This window comes from Mammaliicoccus sp. P-M59 (genome assembly GCF_022386135.1).
Taxonomy (GTDB): Bacteria; Bacillota; Bacilli; order Staphylococcales; family Staphylococcaceae; genus Mammaliicoccus; species Mammaliicoccus sciuri_A.
This window is the reverse complement of sequence record NZ_JAJNJJ010000001.1, coordinates 158,192-184,555: the sequence shown is the minus strand read 5'-3', so window position 1 is coordinate 184,555 and position 26,364 is coordinate 158,192. Positions and strand designations below refer to the sequence as shown.

The 26,364-nt window shown below is 32.8% G+C and carries 26 protein-coding genes, 1 other RNA gene and 1 other annotated feature; of the genes, 1 reads left to right on the top strand and 26 read right to left on the bottom strand.

Annotation, left to right across the window (positions count from 1 at the left end):
* Positions 1-35: 35 nt before the first annotated feature.
* Complete coding sequence (locus LQ617_RS00870; RefSeq protein WP_037588412.1) at positions 36-770, bottom strand: trypsin-like serine peptidase; 735 nt, start codon at positions 768-770, stop codon at positions 36-38.
* Between the two features lie 215 nt (positions 771-985).
* A complete protein-coding gene (cymR, locus tag LQ617_RS00865; RefSeq protein WP_025904248.1) occupies positions 986-1,405 on the bottom strand; it encodes a cysteine metabolism transcriptional regulator CymR in 420 nt (139 codons plus the stop codon).
* 89 nt (positions 1,406-1,494) lie between these two features.
* Between cymR and LQ617_RS00860 the strand changes: the two genes are divergently transcribed.
* On the top strand, positions 1,495-2,757 hold the full coding sequence (locus tag LQ617_RS00860) for a replication-associated recombination protein A (protein WP_204188553.1): 1,263 nt from the start codon (positions 1,495-1,497) through the stop codon (positions 2,755-2,757).
* 44 nt (positions 2,758-2,801) lie between these two features.
* Here the strand turns inward: LQ617_RS00860 and LQ617_RS00855 are convergent, their stop codons facing one another.
* From LQ617_RS00855 to LQ617_RS00740, 24 genes are all read right to left on the bottom strand, one after another.
* A complete protein-coding gene (locus tag LQ617_RS00855) occupies positions 2,802-3,569 on the bottom strand; it encodes a tRNA threonylcarbamoyladenosine dehydratase (RefSeq protein ID WP_204186844.1) in 768 nt (255 codons plus the stop codon).
* 53 nt (positions 3,570-3,622) lie between these two features.
* A non-coding RNA gene (gene ssrS, locus LQ617_RS00850) (6S RNA) lies at positions 3,623-3,815 on the bottom strand.
* 57 nt (positions 3,816-3,872) lie between these two features.
* Positions 3,873-5,645, bottom strand: coding sequence for an aspartate--tRNA ligase (aspS, locus tag LQ617_RS00845; RefSeq protein WP_239739225.1), 1,773 nt, complete (start codon positions 5,643-5,645; stop codon positions 3,873-3,875).
* Positions 5,645-6,910, bottom strand: coding sequence for a histidine--tRNA ligase (gene hisS, locus LQ617_RS00840; RefSeq protein ID WP_239739224.1), 1,266 nt, complete (start codon positions 6,908-6,910; stop codon positions 5,645-5,647). The genes aspS and hisS overlap by 1 nt, the downstream gene beginning before the upstream one ends.
* A 322-nt stretch (positions 6,911-7,232) precedes the next feature.
* A complete protein-coding gene (locus tag LQ617_RS00835; RefSeq protein ID WP_037588420.1) occupies positions 7,233-8,105 on the bottom strand; it encodes an N-acetylmuramoyl-L-alanine amidase family protein in 873 nt (290 codons plus the stop codon).
* Positions 8,102-8,554, bottom strand: a complete 453-nt coding sequence (gene dtd / locus LQ617_RS00830) for a D-aminoacyl-tRNA deacylase (protein ID WP_025904254.1) — start codon at positions 8,552-8,554, stop codon at positions 8,102-8,104. The genes LQ617_RS00835 and dtd overlap by 4 nt, the downstream gene beginning before the upstream one ends.
* A 13-nt stretch (positions 8,555-8,567) precedes the next feature.
* Positions 8,568-10,757 carry a RelA/SpoT family protein gene (locus LQ617_RS00825; RefSeq protein ID WP_025904255.1) on the bottom strand — a complete coding sequence of 730 codons (2,190 nt, stop codon included), beginning with the start codon at positions 10,755-10,757 and terminating at the stop codon, positions 8,568-8,570.
* Positions 10,758-10,876: 119 nt separating this feature from the next.
* On the bottom strand, positions 10,877-11,395 hold the full coding sequence (locus tag LQ617_RS00820) for an adenine phosphoribosyltransferase (protein ID WP_025904256.1): 519 nt from the start codon (positions 11,393-11,395) through the stop codon (positions 10,877-10,879).
* A complete protein-coding gene (recJ, locus tag LQ617_RS00815) occupies positions 11,395-13,689 on the bottom strand; it encodes a single-stranded-DNA-specific exonuclease RecJ (protein ID WP_204188550.1) in 2,295 nt (764 codons plus the stop codon). The genes LQ617_RS00820 and recJ overlap by 1 nt, the downstream gene beginning before the upstream one ends.
* A 379-nt stretch (positions 13,690-14,068) precedes the next feature.
* Positions 14,069-16,360 carry a protein translocase subunit SecDF gene (gene secDF / locus LQ617_RS00810; protein WP_204252585.1) on the bottom strand — a complete coding sequence of 764 codons (2,292 nt, stop codon included), beginning with the start codon at positions 16,358-16,360 and terminating at the stop codon, positions 14,069-14,071.
* Between the two features lie 169 nt (positions 16,361-16,529).
* Positions 16,530-16,793 carry a preprotein translocase subunit YajC gene (gene yajC, locus LQ617_RS00805; RefSeq protein ID WP_025904259.1) on the bottom strand — a complete coding sequence of 88 codons (264 nt, stop codon included), beginning with the start codon at positions 16,791-16,793 and terminating at the stop codon, positions 16,530-16,532.
* A gap of 12 nt (positions 16,794-16,805) precedes the next feature.
* Positions 16,806-17,945, bottom strand: a complete 1,140-nt coding sequence (gene tgt, locus LQ617_RS00800; protein ID WP_025904260.1) for a tRNA guanosine(34) transglycosylase Tgt — start codon at positions 17,943-17,945, stop codon at positions 16,806-16,808.
* 15 nt (positions 17,946-17,960) lie between these two features.
* Positions 17,961-18,986, bottom strand: a complete 1,026-nt coding sequence (gene queA, locus LQ617_RS00795; RefSeq protein ID WP_037588426.1) for a tRNA preQ1(34) S-adenosylmethionine ribosyltransferase-isomerase QueA — start codon at positions 18,984-18,986, stop codon at positions 17,961-17,963.
* Between the two features lie 16 nt (positions 18,987-19,002).
* Positions 19,003-19,983 (bottom strand): Holliday junction branch migration DNA helicase RuvB, encoded by a 981-nt coding sequence (gene ruvB / locus LQ617_RS00790; RefSeq protein ID WP_411814889.1) that lies wholly within the window; start codon positions 19,981-19,983, stop codon positions 19,003-19,005.
* 28 nt (positions 19,984-20,011) lie between these two features.
* Positions 20,012-20,602: a Holliday junction branch migration protein RuvA gene (gene ruvA / locus LQ617_RS00785; RefSeq protein WP_025904263.1), complete on the bottom strand. Its 591-nt coding sequence runs from the start codon at positions 20,600-20,602 to the stop codon at positions 20,012-20,014.
* A 14-nt stretch (positions 20,603-20,616) separates the two neighbouring features.
* Positions 20,617-21,078 carry an ACT domain-containing protein gene (locus tag LQ617_RS00780; RefSeq protein ID WP_025904264.1) on the bottom strand — a complete coding sequence of 154 codons (462 nt, stop codon included), beginning with the start codon at positions 21,076-21,078 and terminating at the stop codon, positions 20,617-20,619.
* 12 nt (positions 21,079-21,090) lie between these two features.
* Complete coding sequence (gene obgE, locus LQ617_RS00775; protein WP_025904265.1) at positions 21,091-22,380, bottom strand: GTPase ObgE; 1,290 nt, start codon at positions 22,378-22,380, stop codon at positions 21,091-21,093.
* Between the two features lie 2 nt (positions 22,381-22,382).
* Entirely contained in the window at positions 22,383-22,940 is a 558-nt protein-coding gene (locus LQ617_RS00770; RefSeq protein ID WP_239739222.1) for a Spo0B domain-containing protein, read from the bottom strand.
* A gap of 166 nt (positions 22,941-23,106) precedes the next feature.
* Entirely contained in the window at positions 23,107-23,391 is a 285-nt protein-coding gene (gene rpmA / locus LQ617_RS00765; RefSeq protein ID WP_025904267.1) for a 50S ribosomal protein L27, read from the bottom strand.
* 10 nt (positions 23,392-23,401) lie between these two features.
* A complete protein-coding gene (locus LQ617_RS00760; RefSeq protein WP_037588433.1) occupies positions 23,402-23,722 on the bottom strand; it encodes a ribosomal-processing cysteine protease Prp in 321 nt (106 codons plus the stop codon).
* Positions 23,723-23,725: 3 nt separating this feature from the next.
* Complete coding sequence (gene rplU, locus LQ617_RS00755; RefSeq protein ID WP_016911517.1) at positions 23,726-24,034, bottom strand: 50S ribosomal protein L21; 309 nt, start codon at positions 24,032-24,034, stop codon at positions 23,726-23,728.
* Positions 24,035-24,046: 12 nt separating this feature from the next.
* Positions 24,047-24,120 (bottom strand) — a sequence feature (ribosomal protein L21 leader region).
* Positions 24,121-24,179: 59 nt separating this feature from the next.
* Positions 24,180-24,683, bottom strand: a complete 504-nt coding sequence (mreD, locus tag LQ617_RS00750; RefSeq protein ID WP_037588435.1) for a rod shape-determining protein MreD — start codon at positions 24,681-24,683, stop codon at positions 24,180-24,182.
* Positions 24,683-25,540, bottom strand: a complete 858-nt coding sequence (gene mreC / locus LQ617_RS00745) for a rod shape-determining protein MreC (RefSeq protein WP_037588437.1) — start codon at positions 25,538-25,540, stop codon at positions 24,683-24,685. Before mreC ends, mreD begins: the two co-directional genes overlap by 1 nt.
* Positions 25,541-25,641: 101 nt before the next feature.
* A complete protein-coding gene (locus tag LQ617_RS00740) occupies positions 25,642-26,085 on the bottom strand; it encodes a DUF4930 family protein (RefSeq protein ID WP_037588438.1) in 444 nt (147 codons plus the stop codon).
* Between the last annotated feature and the right edge of the window lie 279 nt (positions 26,086-26,364).

Genomic DNA, 26,364 nt, shown 5'->3' with positions numbered 1-26,364 from the left:
AAGTGATGAGTCATCACTTTATGATCATTTTTTTATTATTTTAAATTACTTTGTATAAATTGTTGAACGTTGCTGTTAAATAACACGCCACTGTTATGGCTATCTGGTACGCCACCATAATGTAAACCAATAACTTGGTTATTTGCATTAAAGATTGGTGAACCTGAATTACCACCATAAGTACTTAAGTCGTAAGATACGTCACTACCTGAAGCAGATAATATATTACCTTTACTTTCCCATAATGTCGCAATAGGTTTATCTCCTGGATAACCTGTTACTGTGATGTTATCACCTTTTTTAACTGAAGATGTATCTGCGATTGTCGCTGCTTGAACAGCATCACCAATAGATTGACCTTTACTATTTTTACCGACTGTAACGACTGCTAAATCTTCACCGCCTGGCGCTACTTTATAATCAGTTGCTGTAAATGTTCCTGCTGGAAAATTACCATCGCCATTTGCTGCTGGTGAGAATTTTAGTACAGAAGCATTACCATTCGTAGCATCTACTACATGTTTATTTGTTAGTACGGTATTTTTACCGACAACAACGCCTGATGCAATTGATGTACCTCCGATATCAGCGAATGCAATCGATTGATAATGTGCAGACGTTGTATTCGTAATTTGTGTACGATCATTTTTCGGTAATATAACTCTAGATGATGGACCATCTGTCTTTGCGTTAACTTCAAACGGTAATGCAATGAAACTTAATAATAAAACTGCTACTACACTTAATATGTATCGTTTTAAATTTTTCATATACTCTCCCCTTTGTTGTAGTGTACAACTATCTTAATATGAAAGTAATCTTGAAGGGGAATATTACACTACTTAACACATATTCATGCTTAACTGTTAAAATAACGAAATATTTTGTGCAGTTAGGCATGAAATCCATACAGTTAAGAAATAAAAAATAAGATAGCAATCTCCAATATTCGTCTTGAAGATTGCTATCCTATTTAATTTGTGAACTAGATATAGAACATATAGCCTTCTAGTTCATCTTCATTTGTATAATTTGCTAAGTATTCTAGTGTTGTATTATCTAGAACTTCTTTTACAGCGTCTCTAATACGAATCCACAATTGTTGTTGTGCAGGTGGCTCGTCTTCTATACCTTCAACAGGTGTAATTGGCCCTTCTAACAATCTAATCACATCACCAGCTGTAATTTCTGATGGTGCTTTTTGTAATTGATAGCCCCCTTTGGCACCTCTTACACTTTTAATAAGACCAGCATTACGTAGCGGTCCTACTAATTGTTCTAAATATAAATCACTTAAATTGTTTTCTTCAGCGATTGACTTTAAAGATGTACATCCTTGACCATAACGCTTAGTCAACGATATCATAAGTGTTAAGCCATATCGTCCTTTAGTAGAAATTTTCATGTACTACACCTCTTATTTTCTAAAAAAATATTATTAATTCATTTTATCATTTTTTGTACACTTTGAGTAATTAGAAAGGTTGATTCCAAATGAAAAACGAACCATTAGCTTATAGAATGCGTCCCCAAACGATTGACGATGTGATAAGCCAAGAACATTTAGTCGGTCCAAAAGCCATTATTAGGAGAATGGTTAACACTAAAAAGTTAACTTCTATGATTTTTTATGGACCTCCGGGAATTGGAAAAACGAGTATCGCCCAAGCTATTGCCGGGAGTACTCAATATAAATTTAGACAACTTAACGCTGTCACTAACACTAAAAAAGATATGCAACTTGTCGTTGAAGAAGCCAAAATGTCTGGACAAGTTATACTTTTACTAGACGAAATTCATCGTCTAGATAAAGCAAAACAAGATTTCTTATTACCGCATTTAGAATCTGGCAAAATCGTTCTTATTGGCGCAACGACGTCAAACCCATACCATGCTATCAACCCAGCTATACGAAGCAGAACGCAAATATTTGAACTATATCCTCTTAATGAAGATGATATCATCATTGCTTTAAACAGAGCAATTGAAGATGAAGAAAATGGATTAGCATCATACGCTCCTGTTGTAGACAAAGATGCTTTAGAATATTTCGCAAAAGCAAGTTACGGCGATGTGAGAAGCGCTTTAAATGCACTCGAACTTGCTGTACTAAGTGCTGATGTTCAAGATGACAAACGTCATGTCACGATTGAAGATGCGAAAGTTTGTATTCAAAAGAACGCTTTCCAACACGATAAAGATGGCGATCAACATTATGATGTTATGAGTGCATTCCAAAAATCTATTAGAGGAAGTGATGTCGACGCAGCGCTACATTATTTAGCTAGATTAATTGAAGCGGGAGATTTACCAACTATTGCAAGACGCCTTCTTGTAATTAGCTATGAAGATATCGGTTTAGCTTCTCCAGGTGCTGCAGCTAGAACATTATCAGCTATTGAAGCGAGTGAACGTCTCGGCTTTCCAGAAGCACGTATACCATTAAGCCAAGCAGTCATCGAGCTATGCTTATCACCTAAATCTAATTCAGCTATTGTATCTATTGATGAAGCTCTATCAGACATCAGAAAAGGTAAAGCTGGGTTAGTTCCGAAACATTTGAAAGATGGACACTATCAAGGTGCAAAAGAATTAGGCAATGCAATTGGTTATAAATACCCACATAATTATGAAAATGGATATGTAGAACAACAATATTTACCTGATACTTTAAAAGGCAAACAATATTATCAACCGAAGCTCACATCTAAATCTGAACAAAAATTAGCAGAAATATATCGCAACTTAAAAAAATGAGGCTGGACGTATCCAGTCTCATTTTTTATTATCAAAGCTGCTAGCTATTTATCTTTGATTCTTTTTACTGGGATATCTTTCAAAATATCATTCACAACATAGCTCGCACAAATTAAACCAACAACGCTTGGTACAAAAGCATTAGATGATGGTGGCATTTGCGCCTTTCTAACTTTTGCGTTTTTATCGCCTACAACTTCTTTTACATCTTCTCTTATCATAATTGGACTTTCATCACTAAATACAACATTAATACCTTTATGAATGCCCATTTTTCTTAATTTTAGACGTATAATTTTCGCCATAGGATCTGTATGTGTTTTAGAAATATCAGCTATTTCAAATTTAGTAGGGTCTGTTTTGTTTGCAGCACCCATACTTGAGATAACATTAATACCTCTTTCTAAACACTCTTTTATAAGATGAACTTTATACATGATTGTATCACTAGCATCTACAAAGTAATCAATGTCGTATTCATTAAATAAAGCTTCGTAAGTTTCTTCAGTATAGAACATATGCAATGAAGTGACTTTACAATCAGGATTAATTAATTTAATACGCTCTTCCATTAAATCTACTTTAGATTGACCAATAGTTGTTGTTAATGCATGTAATTGTCTATTTACATTTGTGATATCTACATCATCTTTATCTATTAATATGATATGACCAATATTAGTTCTCGCTAGTGCTTCAGCAGCAAATGAACCTACACCGCCTACACCAAGGACAACTACTGTTTTACTTTTTAATAAATCTAAGCCTTCTTTACCAATCGCTAATTCATTTCTTGAAAATTGATGCTTCATCATTATTTACTCCTTTACACAAAAATACGCAAGACATAAAGTCTTGCGTACCGATAGAATCCAATTGTGCCGTAATATTAAGTGCTAGATCATTTTGGCCTGCTATATACAGGTGGGTGCCCTGTTTCTTATTTTGCATGTCCTCCTTACGAGGCGTATGCGCTATTAAGAAAACCAATTAGGCTCCCTTGATCAAAAGTGTTAGGTCAAAATATAAAAAGCTTATTACGAACACTTCAGATGACTACCTTATAAATTTATTTTATCATAATTCTTCTAAATAACAAGTATTTATACTTTTAATTATTTTTCATCTAAATCAAGTTGCAAATGTAATTCATGTAACTGACTGTTAGACACTTCACTTGGCGCATCTGTTAATAGACAAGAAGCACTTGCTGTTTTAGGGAATGCAATTGTATCTCTTAAGTTTGTTCTTCCTGACAATAACATAACTAATCTATCTAAACCTAAAGCAATTCCCCCATGTGGTGGTGCACCATATTTGAACGCTTCAATTAAGAATCCAAATTGTTCTTGTGCTTGTTCTTCAGTGAATCCAAGCGCTTTAAACATTTTTTCTTGGAGTTCTGATTTATGAATTCTAATAGATCCTCCACCTAATTCAAAGCCATTTAAAACGATATCGTATGCATTCGCTTCAACATTTGTTGGATCAGTTTCAAGCATTTCTTCATGCTCTTTTTTAGGTGCAGTAAATGGATGGTGCGCTGCAACATAACGTTCTGATTCTTCATCGTATTCAAATAATGGCCAATCAGTTACCCATAAGAAATTATATTTATTTGGATCAATTAAACCACGATCTTTACCAAGTTTATTTCTTAACTGCGCTAAACTTGCTGCTACGACATCTTTTTTGTCTGCTACAAATAATACTAAGTCTCCTGCTTTAGCTTCAGTTTGGTTTAATAATTCAGCTGTAATGTTTTCATCAAAGAATTTGCTAATTGGACCGTTTAAGCCTTCTTCTGTTACTTTAACCCACGCTAAACCTTTAGCACCATAAATACTTGCAAATGATTGTAATTGGTCGATATCTTTTCTAGAGTAATCAGCCGCACCATCTTCAACGACGATTGCTTTAACTTCTCCACCATTTTCAACTGCAGATTTAAACACTTTAAAGTCCATTTTTGAAGCAAGTTCTGATAAGTTAATCAGTTCCATACCAAATCTTGTATCTGGCTTGTCAATTCCGTATCTTTCCATCGCTTCAGCGTATGTCATACGTGGGAATGGCGTTGTAATATCAATACCTTTTACATCTTTCATGATACGTTTCATAAGACCTTCATTCATTTTGATAACGTCTTCTTGATCTACAAAGCTCATCTCGATATCGATTTGCGTAAATTCAGGTTGTCTATCCGCTCTTAAATCTTCGTCTCTAAAACATTTAACGATTTGATAGTATTTATCAAATCCACCAATCATTAATAATTGTTTAAATATTTGTGGAGATTGAGGTAAAGCATAGAACTCTCCATCATGTACACGAGATGGTACTAAATAGTCTCTCGCACCTTCTGGCGTAGATTTAGTTAATACAGGTGTTTCTACTTCGTAAAACTCACCTTCATCTAAGTAATTTCTTACTGCACGTGTAATTTGATGTCTCATTTTGAATGTTTGAGCTAAACTTTCTCTTCTTAAGTCAATATAACGATATTTTAATCTTACGTTTTCATCAATATCATTCATATCTGTAATAGAAAATGGTGGTGTTTCAGATTCATTTAATATTGTAATTTCAGAAACTTGTACTTCAACTTTACCAGTCTTGATTTTGTCATTAATTGATTTTTCGTCTCTTTTAGTTACTAAACCTTTAACTTGAATGACATATTCAGAACGGATTTTCTCAGCTACACTTAAAGCTTCTTGAGAGAAGTCTGGGTTAAAGACAATTTGTACAACGCCTTCGCGGTCACGTAGATCAACAAATATTAAACCACCTAAGTCACGTCTTTTTTGTACCCAACCATTTAAAGTAACGGTTTGACCAATATATTCTTCAGTTATTTTACCAGCATATGTTGTTCTTTTTTCCATTATGATTCCACCTTTAAATAATTCTCTAATTCTGATAATGAAACAAGTGTCTTTTCACCAGTTTCCATATTCTTAACTTCCACTTCTTGTTTTTCTAATTCATTCTCACCTAATACAATCGTATATTTCGCATTTAATCTATCGGCTTGTTTCATTTGACCTTTTAATTTACGTTGTAAATAGTCTTTATCACAACTAATACCAGCCATTCTTAATTGATTGATTAATTGAACAGACATTCTATCCGCTTCTTCACCCATTGTTGCAATAAACAAGTCGATTGTATTTTCTTCTTCGATTTCAATACCTTCAGCTTCAAGCGCTAGTAATAAACGTTCAATACTCAATGCAAAACCAATACCTGTTTCTTTAGGACCATCAAGTAATTCTAGTAAGCCGTTATATCTACCGCCACCACATAAAGTTGTAATAGCACCAAATCCTTCAGCATTACTCATTACTTCGAATGCTGTGTGTGTATAATAATCTAAACCACGCACTAAATTCGTATCTATTTCATACTCGATACCAAGTTCGTCTAATAAACTTTTTACCTCTTCGAAATATTGTTTAGAATAGTCATTTAAGTATTCCGTAATTTTAGGCGCATTTTTAACTGCTTCTTTATCTCTGTCTACTTTACAGTCCAATATACGCATTGGATTTGTGTGTAATCGACTTTGACAATCGCTACAGAAAGTATCAATTACTGGTTCAAAGTGCGCTTGTAATGCCTTCGTGTAATCAGCTCTTGATTCTGCATCACCAATACTATTGATGACTAATTTTAAGTCTTTTAATCCGAAAGATTTGTAAATGTGTACGAGCATTGAAATGATTTCAACATCAATTGCAGGATTTTCTGATCCTATCGCTTCTACACCGAATTGAACAAATTGACGATAACGCCCTTTTTGTTTTCTTTCATAACGGAACATTGGACCATTGTAATAAAGCTTAACAGGTTGATTCGGTTCACCTTGCATTTTGTTTTCGATGTAACTTCTAACTACACCTGCAGTGCCTTCAGGTCTTAATGTAATGCTTCTATCACCTTTATCTTTAAATGTGTACATTTCTTTTTGTACAACATCTGTTGAATCACCGACACCTCTACTAAAAAGTTCAGTACTTTCAAATATTGGTGTTCTAATTTCTTTGTAATTATATATTTTCATTAACTCATGTAATTTATTCTCAATGTATTGCCATTTATAAGTGTCTTTTGGTAATAAATCTTGTGTACCGCGTGGTATATTAATCATAATATTTCCTCCTTTAAAATATAAAAAGTCCCTTGTATGCATATACATACAAGGGACGAATTATCCGTGTTGCCACCCTAATTAGTATTTAATGATTCATTAAATACTCACTTAACAACATTATAACGGATGTTAACCGATCTTATTTTCGTAAGATTCCCTCTTCTTGTGTTCAAAAGTATACGCAGTATTCATATAACTTTCAGCAAATGTTATACTCTCTGTTTCCTACTATAACGGTATACTATTCAAGAATAAACGGTATATAATCTATTTCATAATTTATATTAATATTAAACCCATAATCTGTAGTAGTCAATATCTAATTTGAAAAGTAAACTTTCAAACCGTCAACAATACCTGTTTCTACAATGTGTCTATATTTTCTATCAACAATTAAATCTTCATCTGTAGGATTACTAATATAACCTAACTCTAACAATACAGCCGGCATTTTAGTTTGACGAATCACTTGGAAGTTTTCGTTTCGTACACCTCTATCAGATAGTATGGATTTTTGATTGATTGAAGTTTGTAACGTATCTGCAAATTCTTTTTGAGAATCATGATGGTAATAAACTGTTAAACCATGTGGTGCTGATGAATCTAATGCATCATTATGGATACTAATAAAGACATCTCCATCACCTTGTCTATCTTTTAATTTAACATATTCATCTTTTGTTCTCGTCATTTTCACTTTAGCGCCTTCAGCTTCAAGCATTTCTTTAAGTTCTTTTGCAGTTTTTAATGTAATGACTTTTTCGGTTACATCTTTATGTTTTGAACTCGATGCACCTTGGTCACTTCCACCATGACCAGGGTCTAAAATAATCACTTTTCCTTTTAATGGTTTTAATACTGGATTAACATCTTCTTTAATATCAAGATTTGTATGCCAACCAGCAATCCAGCCTTTTTCATTTTGATCATTTTTGACTTCGAACCATTTTCCTTCTCTATCTGTTATATCAAAACTATCTCCCTTTTTTACATCAAAGATAATAGGATAATAAGCGGCAGGTCCAGTTCTTAACTCACCATCTTCTTTCATAGATAATGTTTTAGGTTCGTCCTCTTTAGGAATCAATAAATAAATAATAATGATTAACAAAACAATCAGTAAAATGGCAACACTGATGACAGGAACAGGCTTTATTCTCCTCTTTTTAAACCATAAATTAATTCGGTTCATTGAATGTTACCATCCTTACTTTCGAATATAATCGTAATTGGTCCATCATTGATTAATGACACATCCATATGTGCGCCAAATTCTCCTGTTTTCACGTTAATATTATAAGAAGCTAACTGTTCATTAAAATATTCATATATCTTTAATGCTTCATCTGGACTTTTAGCATTTGTAAATCCAGGTCTATTACCTTTTTTCACTGAAGCATATATTGTAAATTGAGATATCGATAAGATTTCACCACCGACTTGGTGTATATCTAAATTCATTTTACCTTCTTGATCTTCAAAAATTCTTGTCTTTGCTATTTTCTTAGCGATAACATCTGCATCTGCATAAGTAGATTCTTGTCCAACACCGACTAATAATAAGAATCCTTGTTTAATTTCATTTTGAGTATTTTCAGATGTCACTTTAGCTTGGCTTACTTTTTGTAGAACAACTTTCAAAAAAATTCACCTCTTAATTCCATACACGACTTACTGTATAAATATCGCCTAATTGTTTAATTCGATCAACAATTCTATATACGTCATTCACATTTTTAACCATTACGCTAATGTTAATAACAGCATTTTTATCTATATCAGCTTTACCTGAAACTTTTACTAATTGTACTTTAATGGCATTCACAACTTGAAGTACTTCATTTAATAAACCATTTCTATCGTAACCCGTAATTTCTAAGTCTACTTGATAATTTTTTTGTTCATTTGTATTTTTAACCCATTCAACATCGATTAATCGTTCATTTTCGTTAACGATGTTCGGGCAATCTTTACGATGAACTTTGACGCCATGACCTTTTGTAATATAGCCAATGATTTCATCACCAGGTATTGGATTACAACATTTAGAAAGTTTAATAAGCATGTTATCTAAACCTTCGACATAGACACCAGTATCTGTTCTAATATCTTGTTTAATAGGAATGGATTTATTGACTTCTTGCACTTGGTTAAGCGATTGTTTCTTACGTTCAAGTCTAAGCTTTTCTGTTAGTCTATTAACAGCTTGTAAGGCAGTTATGCCACCAAAACCAACTGCAGCATATAAGTCATCTTCATTTGAAAAATTATATTTTTCGTTAACAAGTTTAATGTTTTCAGCATTTAATACTTCATCTACATTGTAGCCATGCTCTTTAATTTCCGCTTCAATCATGAATTTACCTTTTTCAATATTGGCAGAGCGGTCTTGTTTCTTGAAGAAACTGCGGATTTTACTTTTCGCACTTGAAGATCGGACGATTTTTAACCAATCTCGACTTGGTCCATATGAATGTTTACTCGTTCTAATCTCAACAATATCACCAGTAGATAACTTATAATCGATAGGAACGATTTTGCCATTAACTTTCGCACCTATCATTTTATTACCTACTTCACTGTGAACAGCATAAGCAAAATCAATTGGAACTGCGCCATATGGTAATTCAACAACATCACTTTCAGGTGTAAAGACATACACTTTATCACTTTGAAGGTCATATTTTAAAGATTCCATAAATTCTTCTGCATCAGGTGAAGTATTGTCAGTTTCAGCTATTTCTTGTAGCCAACTCATTTTTTGTAAATATTCTTCTGATTTATTGCTTAAATTTTTGCCTTCTTTATATGCCCAGTGTGCAGCAACCCCATGTTCTGCAATTTCATGCATTTCAAATGTTCTGATCTGTATCTCTAACGGATCTCCATTTGGACCAACGACTGTAGTATGCAGCGATTGATACATATTCTGTTTAGGCATAGCAATATAGTCTTTAAATCGACCAGGCATTGGTTTCCATAATGTATGGACAAGACCTAGCACAGCATAACAATCTTTGATTGAAGGAACGATTACTCTTATTGCAAGTAAGTCGAAAATTTGTTCGAATTGCTTTTTCTGTTTGACCATTTTTCTATAAATACTATAGATATGTTTAGGTCTACCACTTATGTCGCCAGAAATATTCATAACTTCCATTTCAGACTCTATATCTTTAATCGCATTTGCAATATACGTTTCTCGTTCGCTTCTTTTCTTTTTCATCAAATTAACAATTCTAAAATATTGAACACTATCAATATATCTTAATGAGATATCTTCAAGTTCCCACTTAATTGTATTGATCCCTAATCTATGCGCAAGTGGTGCATAAATTTCTAACGTTTCTTTAGCAATACGTTTTTGTTTTTCTTTAGGCATCGCTTTTAAAGTACGAACATTATGTAATCTATCTGCTAATTTAACTAATATAACTCTGACATCTTTAGCAATTGCTATAAATAATTTTCTATGATTTTCAGCTTGTTGCGTTTCTTTAGATTTATATTTAACTTTTTTTAATTTTGTAACACCATCTACTATAATGGCTACTTCTTCATTAAACATTTCTACCAAATCATCATACGTATAAGGTGTATCCTCAATTACATCATGAAGGAATCCAGCAACTATAGTTGGACCATCCAATTTCATTTCGGTTAAAATACCCGCTACCTGAATAGGATGCATGATATATGGCAAATTATTTTTTCTAATTTGTCCTTGATGTGCTTTAAAAGCCAAATCATAACTCTTTTCTACTAAACGATACGCGTCTTCAGATAAGTAACTTTTAGCTTTATATAAAACATCATCAGCACTATATGGATATTCTTTATTCATAGGGACACCACCTCATCAAATAAAATTCTCTTGAATATTACTATTATAGCAATTTTCAATAGTAATATGCCACCGTTAATTATAATAATTAAAAATAAAATAGCCACAAAGTGACTATTTTATTCATCGTATGAAATTAACGAAACAACATCGTAACCTTTTAATTTTTCAATGCCGTTTAAATATTTAAGTTCAATTAAAAATGCGATACCCACTACGATTCCACCTAATGATTCTACTAAGTGAATTGCCGCTTCAATTGTACCACCTGTTGCTAATAAATCATCTGTAATCAATACACGTTGACCAGGTTTGATTGCATCTTTGTGCATCGTTAACACATTTGATCCATATTCAAGATCATATTCATAACGAATCACTTCACGCGGTAATTTCCCTTCTTTACGTACTGGTGCAAAACCAATACCCATTGCATATGACACAGGACAACCAATAATAAATCCTCTTGCTTCTGGTCCAACTACAACATCAACTTGTTTGTCTTGAGCATATTGTACGATTTGGTCAGTAGCATACTTGTATGCTTCACCATTATCCATAATTGTCGTAATATCTTTAAAGTTAACACCTTGTTTTGGCCAATCTTGTACTTCTGAAACGTATTGTTTTAAATCCATTATACTTCCTCCTCAACATCACTTAACAATGAATGCATCCACTTAATTAATGATTGGCTATCATTGTACAACAATGTCTTTTCTATTTCTATTTGTTGTTTTCTTGCTTGATATAACGGTGCGTTTTCAATGTCATTTTTTCCCGCATCTTTATTTATTTCAATTATACCACGATTCATTGTAATAAAGTTTAACTCATAAAAGCAATTCAAAATGAATTTCAATTGATCAGGTTTAATTTTTAATGCTTCACATAATTTCATACCATCATTTTGAATATTGGTTGATTGATTCATATATAAGGCTTTATAAGCTTGTTTGAACTTTTCATCACTTGGAATACCTTCAAAGTATGAATTGGTTTGCCCTTTAAATACAAGATAATATTTTTCGGCTTTAATATTAGATAAAGTTTGTTTGAATGATTCTAAATCTTGTGGTAAATCTCTTAACACACACGTTTCGACTTCATTTGGATAAGTATCACCATAATGTATATATTGCTCATTTATTTTCTCTGATGATGGGTTAATGACAAATAATGCATTTTCTTGATCAATTTTTAACAAGTCATGTTTATTTTTACTTCTATAATCAAAAATAGCATGGTCATTACTCAACGCTAAATCTTTAAGAATAATTTGTGGTGATTGATGTCCATTCCATTCATTAACATTTAAACTACCTGCAACATTGATTGTCGTATCATTTGAAATATCATGAATGAGATGTCCAGCATTCCAATGTAATGCTGCAATATTTTTGTCTGTTAAAGTTAATTTAAGGTGTTTATTACCTTGACCAATACCTTTAACAGATTTAACCGGAACTTTACTAATTGAAAATAGAGGTGCTAATAAATTAGTACCAAAAGGTCTTAATCTTTCTAAATCAAATATGTTATCAACCGTAATATCTGAAGTTTCTATTTCTGCATCAACGATTAACTGTGGTAATAATTTTTTACCTTCTGTTATGTTGTGCATATCTGCATTCAAAGCTTTCTTCAATGGTTCAATCGCGTCAATATCTAATGTCATACCAGCCGCCATATGATGACCACCAAATTTACGAATTAAGTCGCTATGGTTTGTTAGAAATTCAAACATTGAAACTTGTTCAATACTTCTTGCTGAACCTTTAGCATGGTTTTGCTCAATATCGACATTTAATACAATTGTTGGTAAATGATACTTCTCGACTATTCTTGAAGCCACAATACCTAATACACCTTCATTCCAATCTTCTTTTGCAAGTATTAGAAATTGGGCATTTTGTTGCATTTCAATTTCAGCTAGCTCCATAGCTTCATTCGTAATATTTTCAACAATTGCTTTACGTTCTGTATTAAATTGGTCCACTTCTTCAGCTAAGAACATTGCTTCATCGTCATCATCACTCATAAGCAATTCTCCAGCTAATCTGGCATCATCTAATCTACCAACTGCGTTTAAACGAGGTCCGATAATAAATCCAACTGTTTGTTCACTCACTTCATCCGTAAAATCAGCTACGGATAATAAACTTTTAATCCCTGGTAAAGGTTGTTCATTTAATATGCGTAACCCTTGTTTAACCATATATCTATTTTCATCAGTTAAGCTCACTAAGTCGGCAATCGTACCGATAGCAACTAAACCTAAGAACGCATCTGGTATATCTGCTTTAAGTGCTTTAGAAAGTTTATATGAAACACCTACACCAGCTAAATATTTAAACGGATAATTAAAATCAGGGTGCATAGGGTGAACAATCGCATATGCATTAGGCTTTGTTTCGCCAAATTCATGATGGTCTGTCACAATCACATCAATACCAAGTTCATTGGCAATATCAATTTCATGATGACCTTGAATACCATTATCCACTGTAATGATAAGAGAAACACCTTCATCATGTGCATTTCTAAACGCCGCTTCACTTGGTCCATATCCTTCAGTAAACCTATTAGGAATATACCAACCTACTGTAGCGCCCATAGACTCTAAAGTCTTAACGAGAATCGTTGTAGATGTGACACCATCTGCATCATAATCACCATATACTAATATTCTTTCATCATTTTCAATAGCTTTATGTATTCTCGAAGTTGCCTTTTCCATATCACTTAGTAACATCGGATCGTGGAATAACACTTCATTAGATAATAAACTTTCAATTTGTTCTTCAGACGTATAGCCTTTTGAAATTAAAGTTTTTTCTAAAAGTGGCGAAATTTTATATTTTTTTATGATTTGCGGATCAATATTTTGATTGAGCTCTGATTTTTTCCATTGATAACAAGCTTTAGTCATATCAAATCTCCTCATTTCTACTCAAAACATTATACATGAAATATCATACTTTCTCTACTAAACAAATAAAACATAATTAAAGAGTATGTATGAACAAAAAGGCAGCTGTTAGTTACAATTTGTCGGGATTTTGTAATTATAGGGTTCCATAGTTACAATTCCCCGGACTTTTGTTACTATGGACTGCCTTAGTTACAATTCTACGAACTTTTGTAATTATGGGGCGCCATAGTTACAATTCAGCCGACTTTTGTTACTATGGCACTCCTTAGTTACAATTCTTCAGACTTTTGTTACTATGCCGCTAAGCTAAATCTTTATCATTTACTCTAAAACAAAAATGTACCTGCCCTTTTAACAAGGACAGGTACACAATTATTTAAACTAATATTTTTTCATCGTTTGATTTTTTCTCAGTATATACAACTAATTTACCATTTTCTGATTTTTTAAGTTGTCGTTTTTTCAAGATACCCCATAAAGGTACTGCAACGAATACTGATGAGAACACACCGGATACTAAACCGATTAATAGTGCTAATGAGAAGTTGAAAATACTTGATGAACCAAGTATTAATAATGCGACAACTACTATAACAACTGTTAATACGGTATTGATTGATCTTGTCATCGTTTGTCTAATAGATGAGTTAACGATCATATCAATTGTTTCTGGTTTCGTTATCACTTTCACTTTACGTAAATTTTCCCTCACGCGGTCAAATGTAACGATCGTGTCATTAATTGAATAACCAATTATTGTTAGAACTGCTGCAATGAATGTAATATCCACTTCGAGTCTGAATAAACTAAATACCGCTACAATCATAAATACGTCATGTAATAACGCAAGTACTGCAGTAGTACCCATTCTCCACTCAAATCTAAAGGATACGTATAATACAATTCCTATTGCTGCATAAAGCATTGCTTTTAATGCATTGCCAGCTAACTCTTGACCAACAACTGGTGAAACCGTACTTACGTTTGGATCATGACCCAATGATTTACCAAAGTCAGATTTAACTTTTTGTATTTCAGATTTGTTTAATGCATCTTTAAATTGTACGGTTGCCATTTTGTTTCCAGTTCCACTAGTTGTAACTTGTGACGGATCTAATCCCATATCTTTAAACTGTTTTGAAACTTGTTCAGTCTTGATAGCTTGATCAGATTGTAAGTCAACACGTGTACCACTTGTGAAATCAATACCTAAATTCAATCTGAATATTGATACGATGATGGCACCAACAATGATTGTAATAATACTAAATGTTAATAATGGTTTAGCAAGTTTTACGAAATTAATTTTGTCATAAACAGTTCTTAAATCATGAACATCTAATCTTTCACTAATATCATGTCTATCTTTCTTAGAAACACCAAACCAATTGTATTTTTTCTTGAAGTAATTTGAGTTTACTAGTAAACCTAATAATATTCTAGTGAAGAATACTGAAGTTACAAAACTCATTAGAATCGCAAGTAATAACATTGTTGCGAAACCTTTTACTGAACTTTCACCAAATACGAATAATACGAGCGCTGCTAAAATTGTTGTTAAGTTAGCATCTAATATCGTAATAAATGAAGAACCAGAACCTTTTTTGAAGGCTTGTTGTAAAGTCCTTCCGATCCGTAATTCATCTTTTATCCGTTCGTACATGATGATGTTAGCATCAACGGCCATACCTACACCTAATACTAAGGCTGCAAGTCCAGGCAATGTTAATACCCCTGAAATAAAGTTAAATGCTACTAATGTTAAGTAAACATAAGCACTTAATGTAATAACAGCTACAACACCAGGTAATCGGTAGTAAATAAGCATGAATAAGAATATAATACCTACACCTATTGTAGAAGCAAGTACTGTTTCATCTAATGCATCTTTACCGAATTGCGCACCTACTGATGTAGAATAAACTTCATCTAATTTAACAGGTAGTGAACCTGAATTTAATAAGTCTGCAATTTGTTTTGCTTCTTTAACGCCTTGTTCACCATTAAATCCACCAGAAATTTCAACATTTTCTGAATTGATTGGTTGGCTTACAGTCGCTGCAGAAATATATTTTGGCTCTTTACCTTCTTGTTCTTTTTTAGCTTCTTTCTCGTAACTGTCTCCTTTTTCATAGTCCATCCAAATGACCATTAAATTAGGATTCATTTTAGAAACTTTTTCAGTTACTTCTTTGAACTTTTTGGCATCTTTAAGCTTAAGTGTAACGGCTACTTCGTTTGTATTGTCTTTAAAGCCTTGCTTAGCGCCACCTTGAACTAAATCTTTACCAGATAGTAAAACTCTATCCTTTGCATCTCTGATTGTTAAATTCGCTTGTGTAGAAAGTACTTCACGAGCTTCATTCTGGTCTTTAATACCAGCTAATTGAACTCGAATACGATTACCTTCCTCAACTTGAATTTTCGGCTCAGAAACACCTAATACGTTTACACGTGACTCTAAAGTCTTTGCAGTAGATTTAACCGCATCATTATCAATCTTATCACCTTTGTCTAAAGGATTAACTTGATATAATACTTCAAAACCACCTTGTAAGTCTAGACCTAAATTTACATTCTTTGTTATATCTTTTGTTGTTGATCCTATTAAACTAAAAACCAACACTGCAAGAAGTAAAAAGGCTATAATTCTACTCCGCTTTTTCACGATAACACCTCTTACATATATTTAATTCACTATATATGTTATAGCATACATCAACTATAGTTGAATAGCCATAACATTCATGAATGAAAAAAAGACATGGATAACCATGTCTTTTAACATCAAATATGATACATAATATTAAACCAATTTCCTAAAAAAGTAAACTATTTTATGAAGGGTCTACTTGTTTGATAGCTGGTTTTTCAAATGTAATTTCGTGTCCTTTATCGTTTACAGAAACAACAACGATAGACTCATCAACTGCTCTAACTGTACCTTTGATACCACCGATTGAAGTTACTTTTTGACCAACTTCTAAACGGTTTAATAATTCACGATGTTCTTTAGCACGCTTTTGTTGTGGTCTGATCATTAAGAACCAAACAAGCGCAAAAATTAAGATAATAGGTAATAATTGTACTAATACTTCCATATTCAATCTCCTTTAAAAGTTTTTGGGGTTATCTACATTTAGTCCATACTGCTCGAAAAATTCATCTTTGAAATCAAGTAATCGATCTTCTCTTATTGCTTGGCGAATGTTCTCCATAAGTTTTAATAAGAAATACAAATTATGATATGTAGTAAGACGAATTCCAAATGTTTCATCTGCTTTAATCAGATGACGCAAATATGCTTTAGTATAGTTTCTACATGTATAACAATCACACTCTGGATCAAGTGGTGATAAATCTTGCTGATATTTAGCATTTTTTATAACGACTCTACCTTGAGATGTCATACATGTACCATTTCTAGCTATACGTGTAGGTAATACGCAATCAAACATATCGATGCCCCTAATTGAACATTCGATTAATGCGTCTGGAGAACCAACTCCCATTAAATATCTTGGTTTATTAAATGGCATTAATGGCGTTGTATGTTCAACCATTCTGTACATGACAGGTTTAGGTTCACCAACAGACAAACCACCAATTGCATAGCCAGGAAAATCAAGTGAAACGAGGTCTTTAGCACTTTGCTCTCTAAGATCCTTATATTCTCCACCTTGGATAATACCAAATAAAGCTTGATCTTCAGGGCGACGATGAGCTTCTAGACATCTTTCCGCCCATCTTGATGTTCTCTCAATTGAATTTTTTACATATTCATATTCAGATGGCATTGGAGGACATTCATCAAACGCCATCATAATATCTGAACCAAGATCATTTTGAATATGCATCGCTTTTTCAGGACTTAAGAACAATTTAGAACCATTTAAATGATGTCTAAAATGTACACCTTCTTCTTCGATTTTTCTCATATCACTTAAGCTGAATACTTGAAAACCACCAGAATCAGTAAGTATAGGTCCATCCCAATTCATAAACTTATGTAATCCACCCACTTTAGAAATGATATCACTTCCAGGTTGTAACCACAAATGATAGGTATTACTAAGTATAATTTTTGCTTCCATTTGTTTAAGCTCTTCAGGGCTCATTGTCTTAACGGTTGCTTTAGTTCCAACAGGCATGAACATTGGCGTCTCAAATGAACCATGAGGTGTATGCACAATCCCGAGTCTTGCACCTGATTGCTTACAAGTTTTAATGTGCTCATATGTTACTGCAGGCATATTGTTACTCCTTTTCTATATTAAAATCATTGCATCGCCAAAACTAAAGAATCTATACTTTTCTTCAACTGCATGTTTATATGCATTTAAAATATGTTCTCTAGTTGATAATGCAGATACCAACATAATAAGTGTTGATTTTGGTAAATGGAAATTGGTAATTAATCCATCTATCGCTTTAAATTCGTATCCCGGATAAATAAATATATCTGTCCAACCGCTTTCTTCAACAAATTGGTCATTTTTAGAACGAATTGTTTCTAGTGTTCTTGTAGACGTTGTACCTACAGATATGATTTTATGACCACTTGCTTTTACACGATTTAATAAATCAGCCGTCTCAGCAGTCATTTGGTAATATTCTGAATGCATCTCATGATCATCTATATTATCTACACTGACTGGTCTAAATGTACCTAAGCCAACATGTAATGTAATAAAAGCAATGTGAACGCCTTTATCAGCGATTTCTTGTAATAAATGTTCAGTGAAATGTAAACCTGCTGTAGGCGCAGCTGCAGACCCAACTGCTTTAGCATAAACTGTTTGATATCTATCTTGGTCATCTAAACGTTCTTTAATATATGGTGGTAAAGGCATTTCACCTAGTTCATCTAATCTTTCTTGTAAAATACCTTCGTATGAAAGTTTCATAATGCGTCCACCTTGTTCAAGTTCTTTGACACAAGTCGCAATAATTTTACCTTCTCCAAATGACACAGATTGACCAACTCTAATACGTTTAGCTGGTTTAATCAATACTTCCCATTCATTATCTTCTTGTTGCGTTAGCATTAGCATTTCTACTTTTGCACCAGTTTCTTCTTTGATACCAAACAATCTTGCTGGCATCACTTTCGTATCATTTAATACTAAACAGTCCCCTGGTGAAAGTTGATTGACAACTTCTTTAAACGTTAAATCTTCCAATTCACCTGTTGCTTTATTACATTTTAATAACCTACTGCTTTCTCTATCTAACAGTGGTGTTTGTGCAATTAATGATTCAGGTAAATCAAAATCGAAATCTTCAATATTCACAAACTTTGCCTCTTTCCTAATCCTTTTTAATGTCGAAGTGATCGTAACTTAATGCAGTTGCACGACGACCTCTTGGCGTTCTTTCTATAAATCCTTTTTGGATAAGATAAGGTTCATAAACGTCTTCAAGTGTTACACGCTCTTCACCTATGGTAGCTGCTATTGCATCTAACCCAACTGGACCACCTTTATAATTATTCAGGATACAGTGCATAATTTTATAGTCTATATGGTCAAGTCCTTCTTCATCTACTTGCAACAAATCTAAAGCATGCTTTGTAATATCCATAGAAATAGCTTCGTCACCTTCTACTTGAGCAAAATCACGCACTCTACGTAACAAACGATTTGCTATACGAGGTGTTCCTCTACTTCGTTTAGATAATTCAACCGTGCTATTTTGATCAATATCTACTTCAAATACTTCAGCAGTACGTTTTATAATTTCTTGTAAACTATTATCGTCGTAATATTCTAATCTAAGATGCACACCGAAACGATCTCTCAAAGGTGCTGAAAGACTCCCTACACGCGTTGTAGCACCTACTAGCGTAAATGGTGGCAAATCGATTCTAATACTTCTAGCTTCTTCACCTTTACCAACAACGATATCTAAGAAGAAATCTTCCATAGCAGGGTATAACACTTCTTCAACAACTCTGCTTAATCGGTGTATCTCATCTATGAAAAGTACATCTCCAGGTTGTAGCGCAGAAAGTATGGCTGCTAAATCACCGGGTCTTTCAATAGAAGGTCCACTTGCAGTTCGTAGATTAACATTCATCTCATTAGATATAATATGCGCTAAAGTTGTCTTACCTAGACCAGGTGGACCGTAAAGTAAACAATGATCTAAAGGTTCTTCCCTTAACTTAGCAGCTTTAATAAATATATCTAAGTTTGATTTAATATTGTTTTGACCAATATATTGATTTAAAGTATCTGGTCTTAATGAAAGTTCACTTTGGATATCATCTTCGTGCCCATGTTCATCCATTAATCGCTCATCCAAAAAATCACCTCATTTACTGAATAAGTAATGCTAAACCTCTTTTAACACAAGCATCTACTGAATCAAATGATTCTTTTTCTAGGTTCTTCTTAACTTTTGTAATTTCTCGTTTAGAGTAACCTAATGCTTCTAAAGCTAACAATGCTTCTTCTAATACATCTTGACCGGCATCTTTACTTTCTGGGAATAACTCAGATTCTTCTGTGATGATTAATTTCCCTTTTAAATCAAGAATAATTTGTCTTGCTGTTTTTTTACCGATACCTGGAAACTTTGTTAAATATGATTCATTTTCATTTTCTATAGCAATTGCTACTTCATTAGGCGTGCTTGTCGCTAAAATTGCTAAAGCTGACTTCGGTCCAATACCTGTCACTTTAATTAAGCTTAAAAACATATCCTTTTCTTCAAGATTCACAAATCCATATAATAATTGGGCATCTTCACGCACAATTAATTGTGTATATACTTGCGTTTCTTTATCTAATTGAGATTGAAAACGATATGAGTTAGGTGTTTGAATTTCATAACCTATACCATTTGCCTCAACTACAATATGAGAAGGGTATAATTGTGTAACGATTCCTTTTATATATGCATACATTTAGACAACTTCCTTTACATACTCATTCCAATAATTTCTACTTCATCAACATATGGACTTTCTTTAATTGCATCCATTAACTCTTCTAAAGATAACTCAATATTTGCAGCATTAAGAGAAATTGTAATCGTTGCTCTATCCTTTATTGGTAGACTTTGATGTATGGTAAGTACAGAACCTTTAACTTCTGCAATTTTATTCAAGACAGTTGCGAGCATCCCCACTTCATCTTGTACATATAAAATTAACGTTAAATTTTTGGTCTGTTCTTCTAATCTATCAATTGGAAATATTGTATCTTTATATTTATAAAAAGCACTTCTAGATAAATTAAATTCTTTAACTGCATCATAAATCGTTAAATTATTATTTTTTAATAATGCATTTTTAACTTTGATTGTCTTTTGCACTGACTCTGGCAAAACATCTTCTCTGATTAAATAAAACCTTTTTGTTGATTCATTTGATTTTTTCAATTGGAACACGCCCTATTCGACAAATTCAAATTCTCCACCTAAAATTCTTACAATATCACCATTTGAAGCACCACGTTCTCTTAAGGCATCATCAATACCCATTGAACGCATTTGTCTTGCAAATCTTCTGACTGCTGCATCACGATTAAAGTCCGTCATTTTGAATAATCTTTCAATCGAATTACCTGATACAACATAGGCACCATCGTCATCTCTTGTAATAACAAAATGATCTCGTGATTTTTCGTGTTTATAGACAACACGATGTACGCCAGTTTCTTCTTCGACTGAATCGAAGTCCATTCCTTCAGTTTCATCTAATAAATCAGCAATTTGATAAAGTAGTTTATCAACATTATGACGTGTAACTGTACTAATAGGAATAATATTAACATCTTCTTGAAGTTGTTCTTTAAACATTTCTAATTGTGTTTCTGAATCTGGTAAATCCATTTTATTCGCAACAACAATTTGTGGTCTTCTAGAAAGATTTTCATTATATGATTTTAATTCTTGATTAATTGTAACATAATCTTCATATGGGTCTCTGCCTTCCATTCCACTCATATCTATTATATGAACAATTACTCTTGTACGTTCAATATGTCTTAAGAATTGATGACCTAAACCTACACCTTCAGAAGCACCTTCAATTAAACCTGGTAAATCTGCCATTACAAATCCTCGACCATCATTTGTTTGGACAACACCTAAATTAGGTTTAATTGTCGTAAAGTGATAAGCACCGATTTTTGGTTTTGCTTTGGAAACGATAGATAATAATGTTGATTTACCAACGCTTGGATAACCTACTAAACCTACATCTGCCATAAGTTTAAGTTCTAACATGACTTCAAGTTCTTCACCAGGTTCACCATTTTCACAGAAATCTGGTGCCGGATTACTTGCTGAAGCAAATCTTGAGTTACCTCTACCACCACGGCCACCTTTAGCGACTGTAGCGCGTTGACCATGTTCAACAAGGTCAGCTAAAATCTCTTCATTTTCGGCATTTTTAATAATTGTACCAGGTGGTACTTTTAATACTAAGTCGTCTGCTCCACGACCGTGCATATTACTACTTTGTCCATTCTCACCTTTATCAGCTTTAAATTTTCTTTGGAATCTAAAGTCTAATAAAGTACGTAAACCTTCATCTACCTCAAATACGACTGAAGCACCTTTACCACCGTCGCCACCTGCTGGTCCACCAAATGGAACATACTTTTCACGACGAAAAGCTACTAAACCGTTACCGCCATCACCGGCTTTTAACGATATTTTGACCTGATCTATAAACATGTTTACACCTCTATTTCTTTTATGTTAATAAAAAATTCTAAATCTATATGATTTTGACTTTCTGATAAAACTTCAACGTTATATTTAGAAAATGATTGTTCAATTTGATTAAGCTCCTGATTAGTCGCACTTAACCAAATAATCATTGTGACAAATTCCTCTTCTACTGTAAGACTAATATGAATATTTTTTTCATCCATATCGTTAATCACAACATATTTCAAATCATTAAATATATTTGTTAAAGTACCATCTGTTCTTTCTAAGTTCTTTTGATAATAATCGATATTTGAGTTGTCAATTTCAAATGTCCATTTAGAGCCTGACAAAGATAGTTTGTATTCAAATACATTATGAACAAATTTTCTACACGGTGCATTTAAAAACAACTGTTCTTGCTTGAGATTTTTGTACAATTCATCAATTAATAAATCAACCTCTTCATGTTTTCCTAACTGTTTATATGTATATAACAATTGGAACTGATTCACAAAATCATGTCTAGACTTTAAATACACATCTAAATTATTCATTCCATCACCTTTATTATCATTATTCATAACACTCATTATAACATTTTAATATTATGAATAAAAAAAGAAACTGCATTTCTGAATACCTTCATTATAAATAAAACGTACCATTCATGTTTATATAAATAACTGCCAACATAATGATTGAGGCTGGGACAATTATACATGTCCCAGCCTCATCTAAATATAAAGATTATTCAGCAGCTGCGTATACAGATACTTTCTTTTTGTCACGACCAAAACGTTCGAATTTAACAACGCCGTCGATTTTAGCGAATAATGTATCGTCTCCACCGCGACCTACGTTTTCACCAGCGAAAACTTTAGTTCCACGTTGACGATAAAGAATAGAACCACCAGTAACGAATTGACCGTCAGCACGTTTAGCACCTAAACGTTTTGATTCAGAGTCACGACCGTTCTTTGTAGAACCTACCCCTTTTTTCGATGCGAAAAATTGTAAGTTTAATTTTAACATGAGTTACACCTCACTTGTAATTTAGTTTAATATATTGCCCATATTCTTCTTCGATTGTTTTCAAAGAAACGATAAGGCCTTGTAATAATATTTGCGCTTGTTCATTTTCTAAGTTTACACTACGTATATGAAAATATCCACCGTCGTCACTGTAATCTATATCAGGCGACTCATCAGTTAATCCAATGATAGCATTTGTTGTACCAAAGACAACTGCTGAAGCACCGGCACAGACTAAGTCTTTACCGTATTCACCTGAATCAGCATGTCCAGACATTTCAATATCTGTAACTTGCCCTTCTTGATTCAAACTAACATCTACATTAATCATAAATTATGCGTTGATTTTTTCGATTGTTAATTTAGTGTAAGGTTGACGATGACCTTGTTTACGTTTGTAGTTTTTCTTAGCTTTGTATTTGAATACAGTGATTTTTTTACCGCGTCCTTGTTTTTCAACTTTAGCAGTAACTGAAGCACCTTCAACAACAGGTGATCCAACTTTAACTGAATCTCCACCTACAAATAATACTTGGTCAAATGTGAATGAATCACCTTCATTTACGTCTAATTTCTCAACCCAAATTGTTTGACCTTCTTCTACTTTAACTTGCTTTCCGCCAGTTTCAATTATAGCAAACATACTTGCACCTCCTAATTTTTTAAGTCACGCCATTCATAGGTGACATACGTACTTTAAGACCTATGATCGAGCGGTTGTATGTAGCTAGAAACTACTCAACTTCAATAGAGTACCACCTACAGCTATTGATGTCAATAATCTTTCATTAATTAGTATTTCTTTCTAATAATTTTAATACAAATGGGAAAATGATGATTAAACATATTAAATTAAATATGACAGTTGGAATTAATCTAAATAGAATAATTTGGCCAATATTAATTGAGGCAATGCCTAAAAATCCATAAAAAACCATGACCCATATTTCAAGTAATACAACTGAAGATATTAAGAGAATAACCATCATCAAAATATCTCTATAAAATACTTTAAATAGTTTATCCATCATAATCACAAAAATAGCATATCCAAATGTATAGACACCGTATATACCGCCATAATAAATATCTGTAAAAATACCTGTAACGATTGCTAAAATAATGGCAACTTTAGGATTTTTGTATACAGCAATTATGAGTAAGTACAAAAATGTTAATCGAGGCACGATAATAAATGTCTCACCAAATAAATGTAAAGGTGATAAACGTGTTAATAATGAATCTAAGTAAAATAATAAGACACCAATTAAAGGAATAACGTAAAATCTCATTATTCCTCACCACTTTCTTCAGATGAAGGTATCGTTTCTGGATCACGTTTAGCAACATATACATGGTTTAATTCTTTAATGTTTGTAGATGTCTTGATATAGGCAACTTTAGATAAACCATATTCATCATTTTCTACTTTTTCAACTTTACCAACCAATATACCTTTAGGAAGTTGGTCACCTAAACCATTTGTTACAACTTTAGATCCTTTTTTGATACTGTATTTATTATCGATATCACTAATAACAAGTAAATCTTTATCTTCGTCATATCGATTAATCATACCAAAGATATTATCATCATCTTGCTGTATATCTACTGAAAGCTTACTCGTTTTAACACTTGTAGATATTAATTCAACTTGTGAAGAAAATTGGTTTGCTTTTTTAATTCTACCTACTAAACCTTCACTCGTAATGACAGCCATATTTTCTTTCATGCCGCTCTTTTTTCCTTTATCAATAATGATTGTATTCATCCATTGATCTGGACTTCTACCGATTACAGTAGCTGATATTGGATTGAATTGCGAAATATCCTTCATATCCAATTCTTTTTTTAAGGCTTTGTTTTCTTTTTCTAATCTTGCTTTATCAGCTTTGATTTGATCTGTACTTTTTACTTCTTCTTTTAGTTTATCAACGTCTTCGTCTGAAGTGAAAATTCCAGAGAAGAAATCAGAAACAAAAGTAACTGGATAAGATACGATTCTTCCACCAAACGATGATGTATCACTCGCATATTGTTCACTAAGCGATGCAGATTGCGCTCTCACTGAATAACCAACAATTACAATTAATAAAACCATAGAAATTAGAAAAATCATTATTTTATTATTTTTAAAAAAATTCGACAATCCGAACACCTCTTAATCTTCAAATGACTCATTAACAATGATATTACTATTTTAGCTTACACAGCACTTTAAATAAAGTAAGAGACTGCCGAAATAAAAATTTAATATGCAGTTTTAGGTAATAATTCTATATTTGAGTGCATTGCACTTAAATCATTCATTAAATCTTGCTCTGTTTGATAAACATACATCTTTGGTTCCCCAAATTTATACAAGATATACTCTGTTCCTCTTTGCCCTGCAACATAGTTGTCGTCATATCCCATACGTTCTAGTCCTGAAACATCCATGAATTCACTTTTATTGATCCAATTAAATGCTTGTTTAGTTTGACCTAATGGTACATTTTGTAATAATGGATTATCTTCAATTTTATAAGTTGCATTTGCATGTTGTGGAGCCATTTCTTCAGTCGTTTGTTCATTACTATGATCAAACGGATTTAAATCACTCAATGCTGGTACGTTTCTATATACAATAACAATGATAATGACAATTGCTAATAACGCTAATAAATTTCTAATTAATCTAAATAACCATCTCAAAATTATAGACACCTCTCATTCATTTATATTATACGAAAATTGCTCAAATAACATCATCGGGCTTTAGACCTAAACCTTTAATCATTCTGTAGTCTGATGTATTTAATGAGTTTATTCTTTATAATGAATTCAAGAGGTGATAAATTTGGAATTAATATATATATTTTTAGCTATCTTGTTTTTAATTATCTTTTTTAGATTTTTCGTTGGATTATTAAGAGTTGTAATAAAATTAGCAATCATCGCTTTAGTTATTTACTTCATATATCAAGGCGTACT

Coding starts and splice junctions, on each gene's coding strand:
- yajC (WP_025904259.1), bottom strand. CDS start 16,793: ATGGAAGTATTAGTACAATTATTACCTATTATCTTAATTTTTGCGCTT.
- mreD (WP_037588435.1), bottom strand. CDS start 24,683: ATGAGATTTTACGTTATTCCTTTAATTGGTGTCTTATTATTTTACTTA.
- ruvA (WP_025904263.1), bottom strand. CDS start 20,602: ATGTATGCATATATAAAAGGAATCGTTACACAATTATACCCTTCTCAT.
- ruvB (WP_411814889.1), bottom strand. CDS start 19,983: ATGGATGAACATGGGCACGAAGATGATATCCAAAGTGAACTTTCATTA.
- rpmA (WP_025904267.1), bottom strand. CDS start 23,391: ATGTTAAAATTAAACTTACAATTTTTCGCATCGAAAAAAGGGGTAGGT.
- LQ617_RS00870 (WP_037588412.1), bottom strand. CDS start 770: ATGAAAAATTTAAAACGATACATATTAAGTGTAGTAGCAGTTTTATTA.
- recJ (WP_204188550.1), bottom strand. CDS start 13,689: ATGACTAAAGCTTGTTATCAATGGAAAAAATCAGAGCTCAATCAAAAT.
- cymR (WP_025904248.1), bottom strand. CDS start 1,405: ATGAAAATTTCTACTAAAGGACGATATGGCTTAACACTTATGATATCG.
- aspS (WP_239739225.1), bottom strand. CDS start 5,645: ATGGAAAAAAGAACAACATATGCTGGTAAAATAACTGAAGAATATATT.
- hisS (WP_239739224.1), bottom strand. CDS start 6,910: ATGATTAATATACCACGCGGTACACAAGATTTATTACCAAAAGACACT.
- LQ617_RS00770 (WP_239739222.1), bottom strand. CDS start 22,940: ATGAATAATGATAATAAAGGTGATGGAATGAATAATTTAGATGTGTAT.
- LQ617_RS00855 (WP_204186844.1), bottom strand. CDS start 3,569: ATGAAGCATCAATTTTCAAGAAATGAATTAGCGATTGGTAAAGAAGGC.
- LQ617_RS00760 (WP_037588433.1), bottom strand. CDS start 23,722: ATGATTAATGTAGATGTTAGTTTGAATCAAGAAGGGCAAGTTACAGAT.
- LQ617_RS00835 (WP_037588420.1), bottom strand. CDS start 8,105: ATGAACCGAATTAATTTATGGTTTAAAAAGAGGAGAATAAAGCCTGTT.
- LQ617_RS00820 (WP_025904256.1), bottom strand. CDS start 11,395: ATGGATTTAAAACAATACGTTTCAGAAGTACAAGATTGGCCAAAACAA.
- obgE (WP_025904265.1), bottom strand. CDS start 22,380: ATGTTTATAGATCAGGTCAAAATATCGTTAAAAGCCGGTGATGGCGGT.
- tgt (WP_025904260.1), bottom strand. CDS start 17,945: ATGCCTGCAGTAACATATGAGCACATTAAAACTTGTAAGCAATCAGGT.
- rplU (WP_016911517.1), bottom strand. CDS start 24,034: ATGTTTGCTATAATTGAAACTGGCGGAAAGCAAGTTAAAGTAGAAGAA.
- LQ617_RS00860 (WP_204188553.1), top strand. CDS start 1,495: ATGAAAAACGAACCATTAGCTTATAGAATGCGTCCCCAAACGATTGAC.
- LQ617_RS00825 (WP_025904255.1), bottom strand. CDS start 10,757: ATGAATAAAGAATATCCATATAGTGCTGATGATGTTTTATATAAAGCT.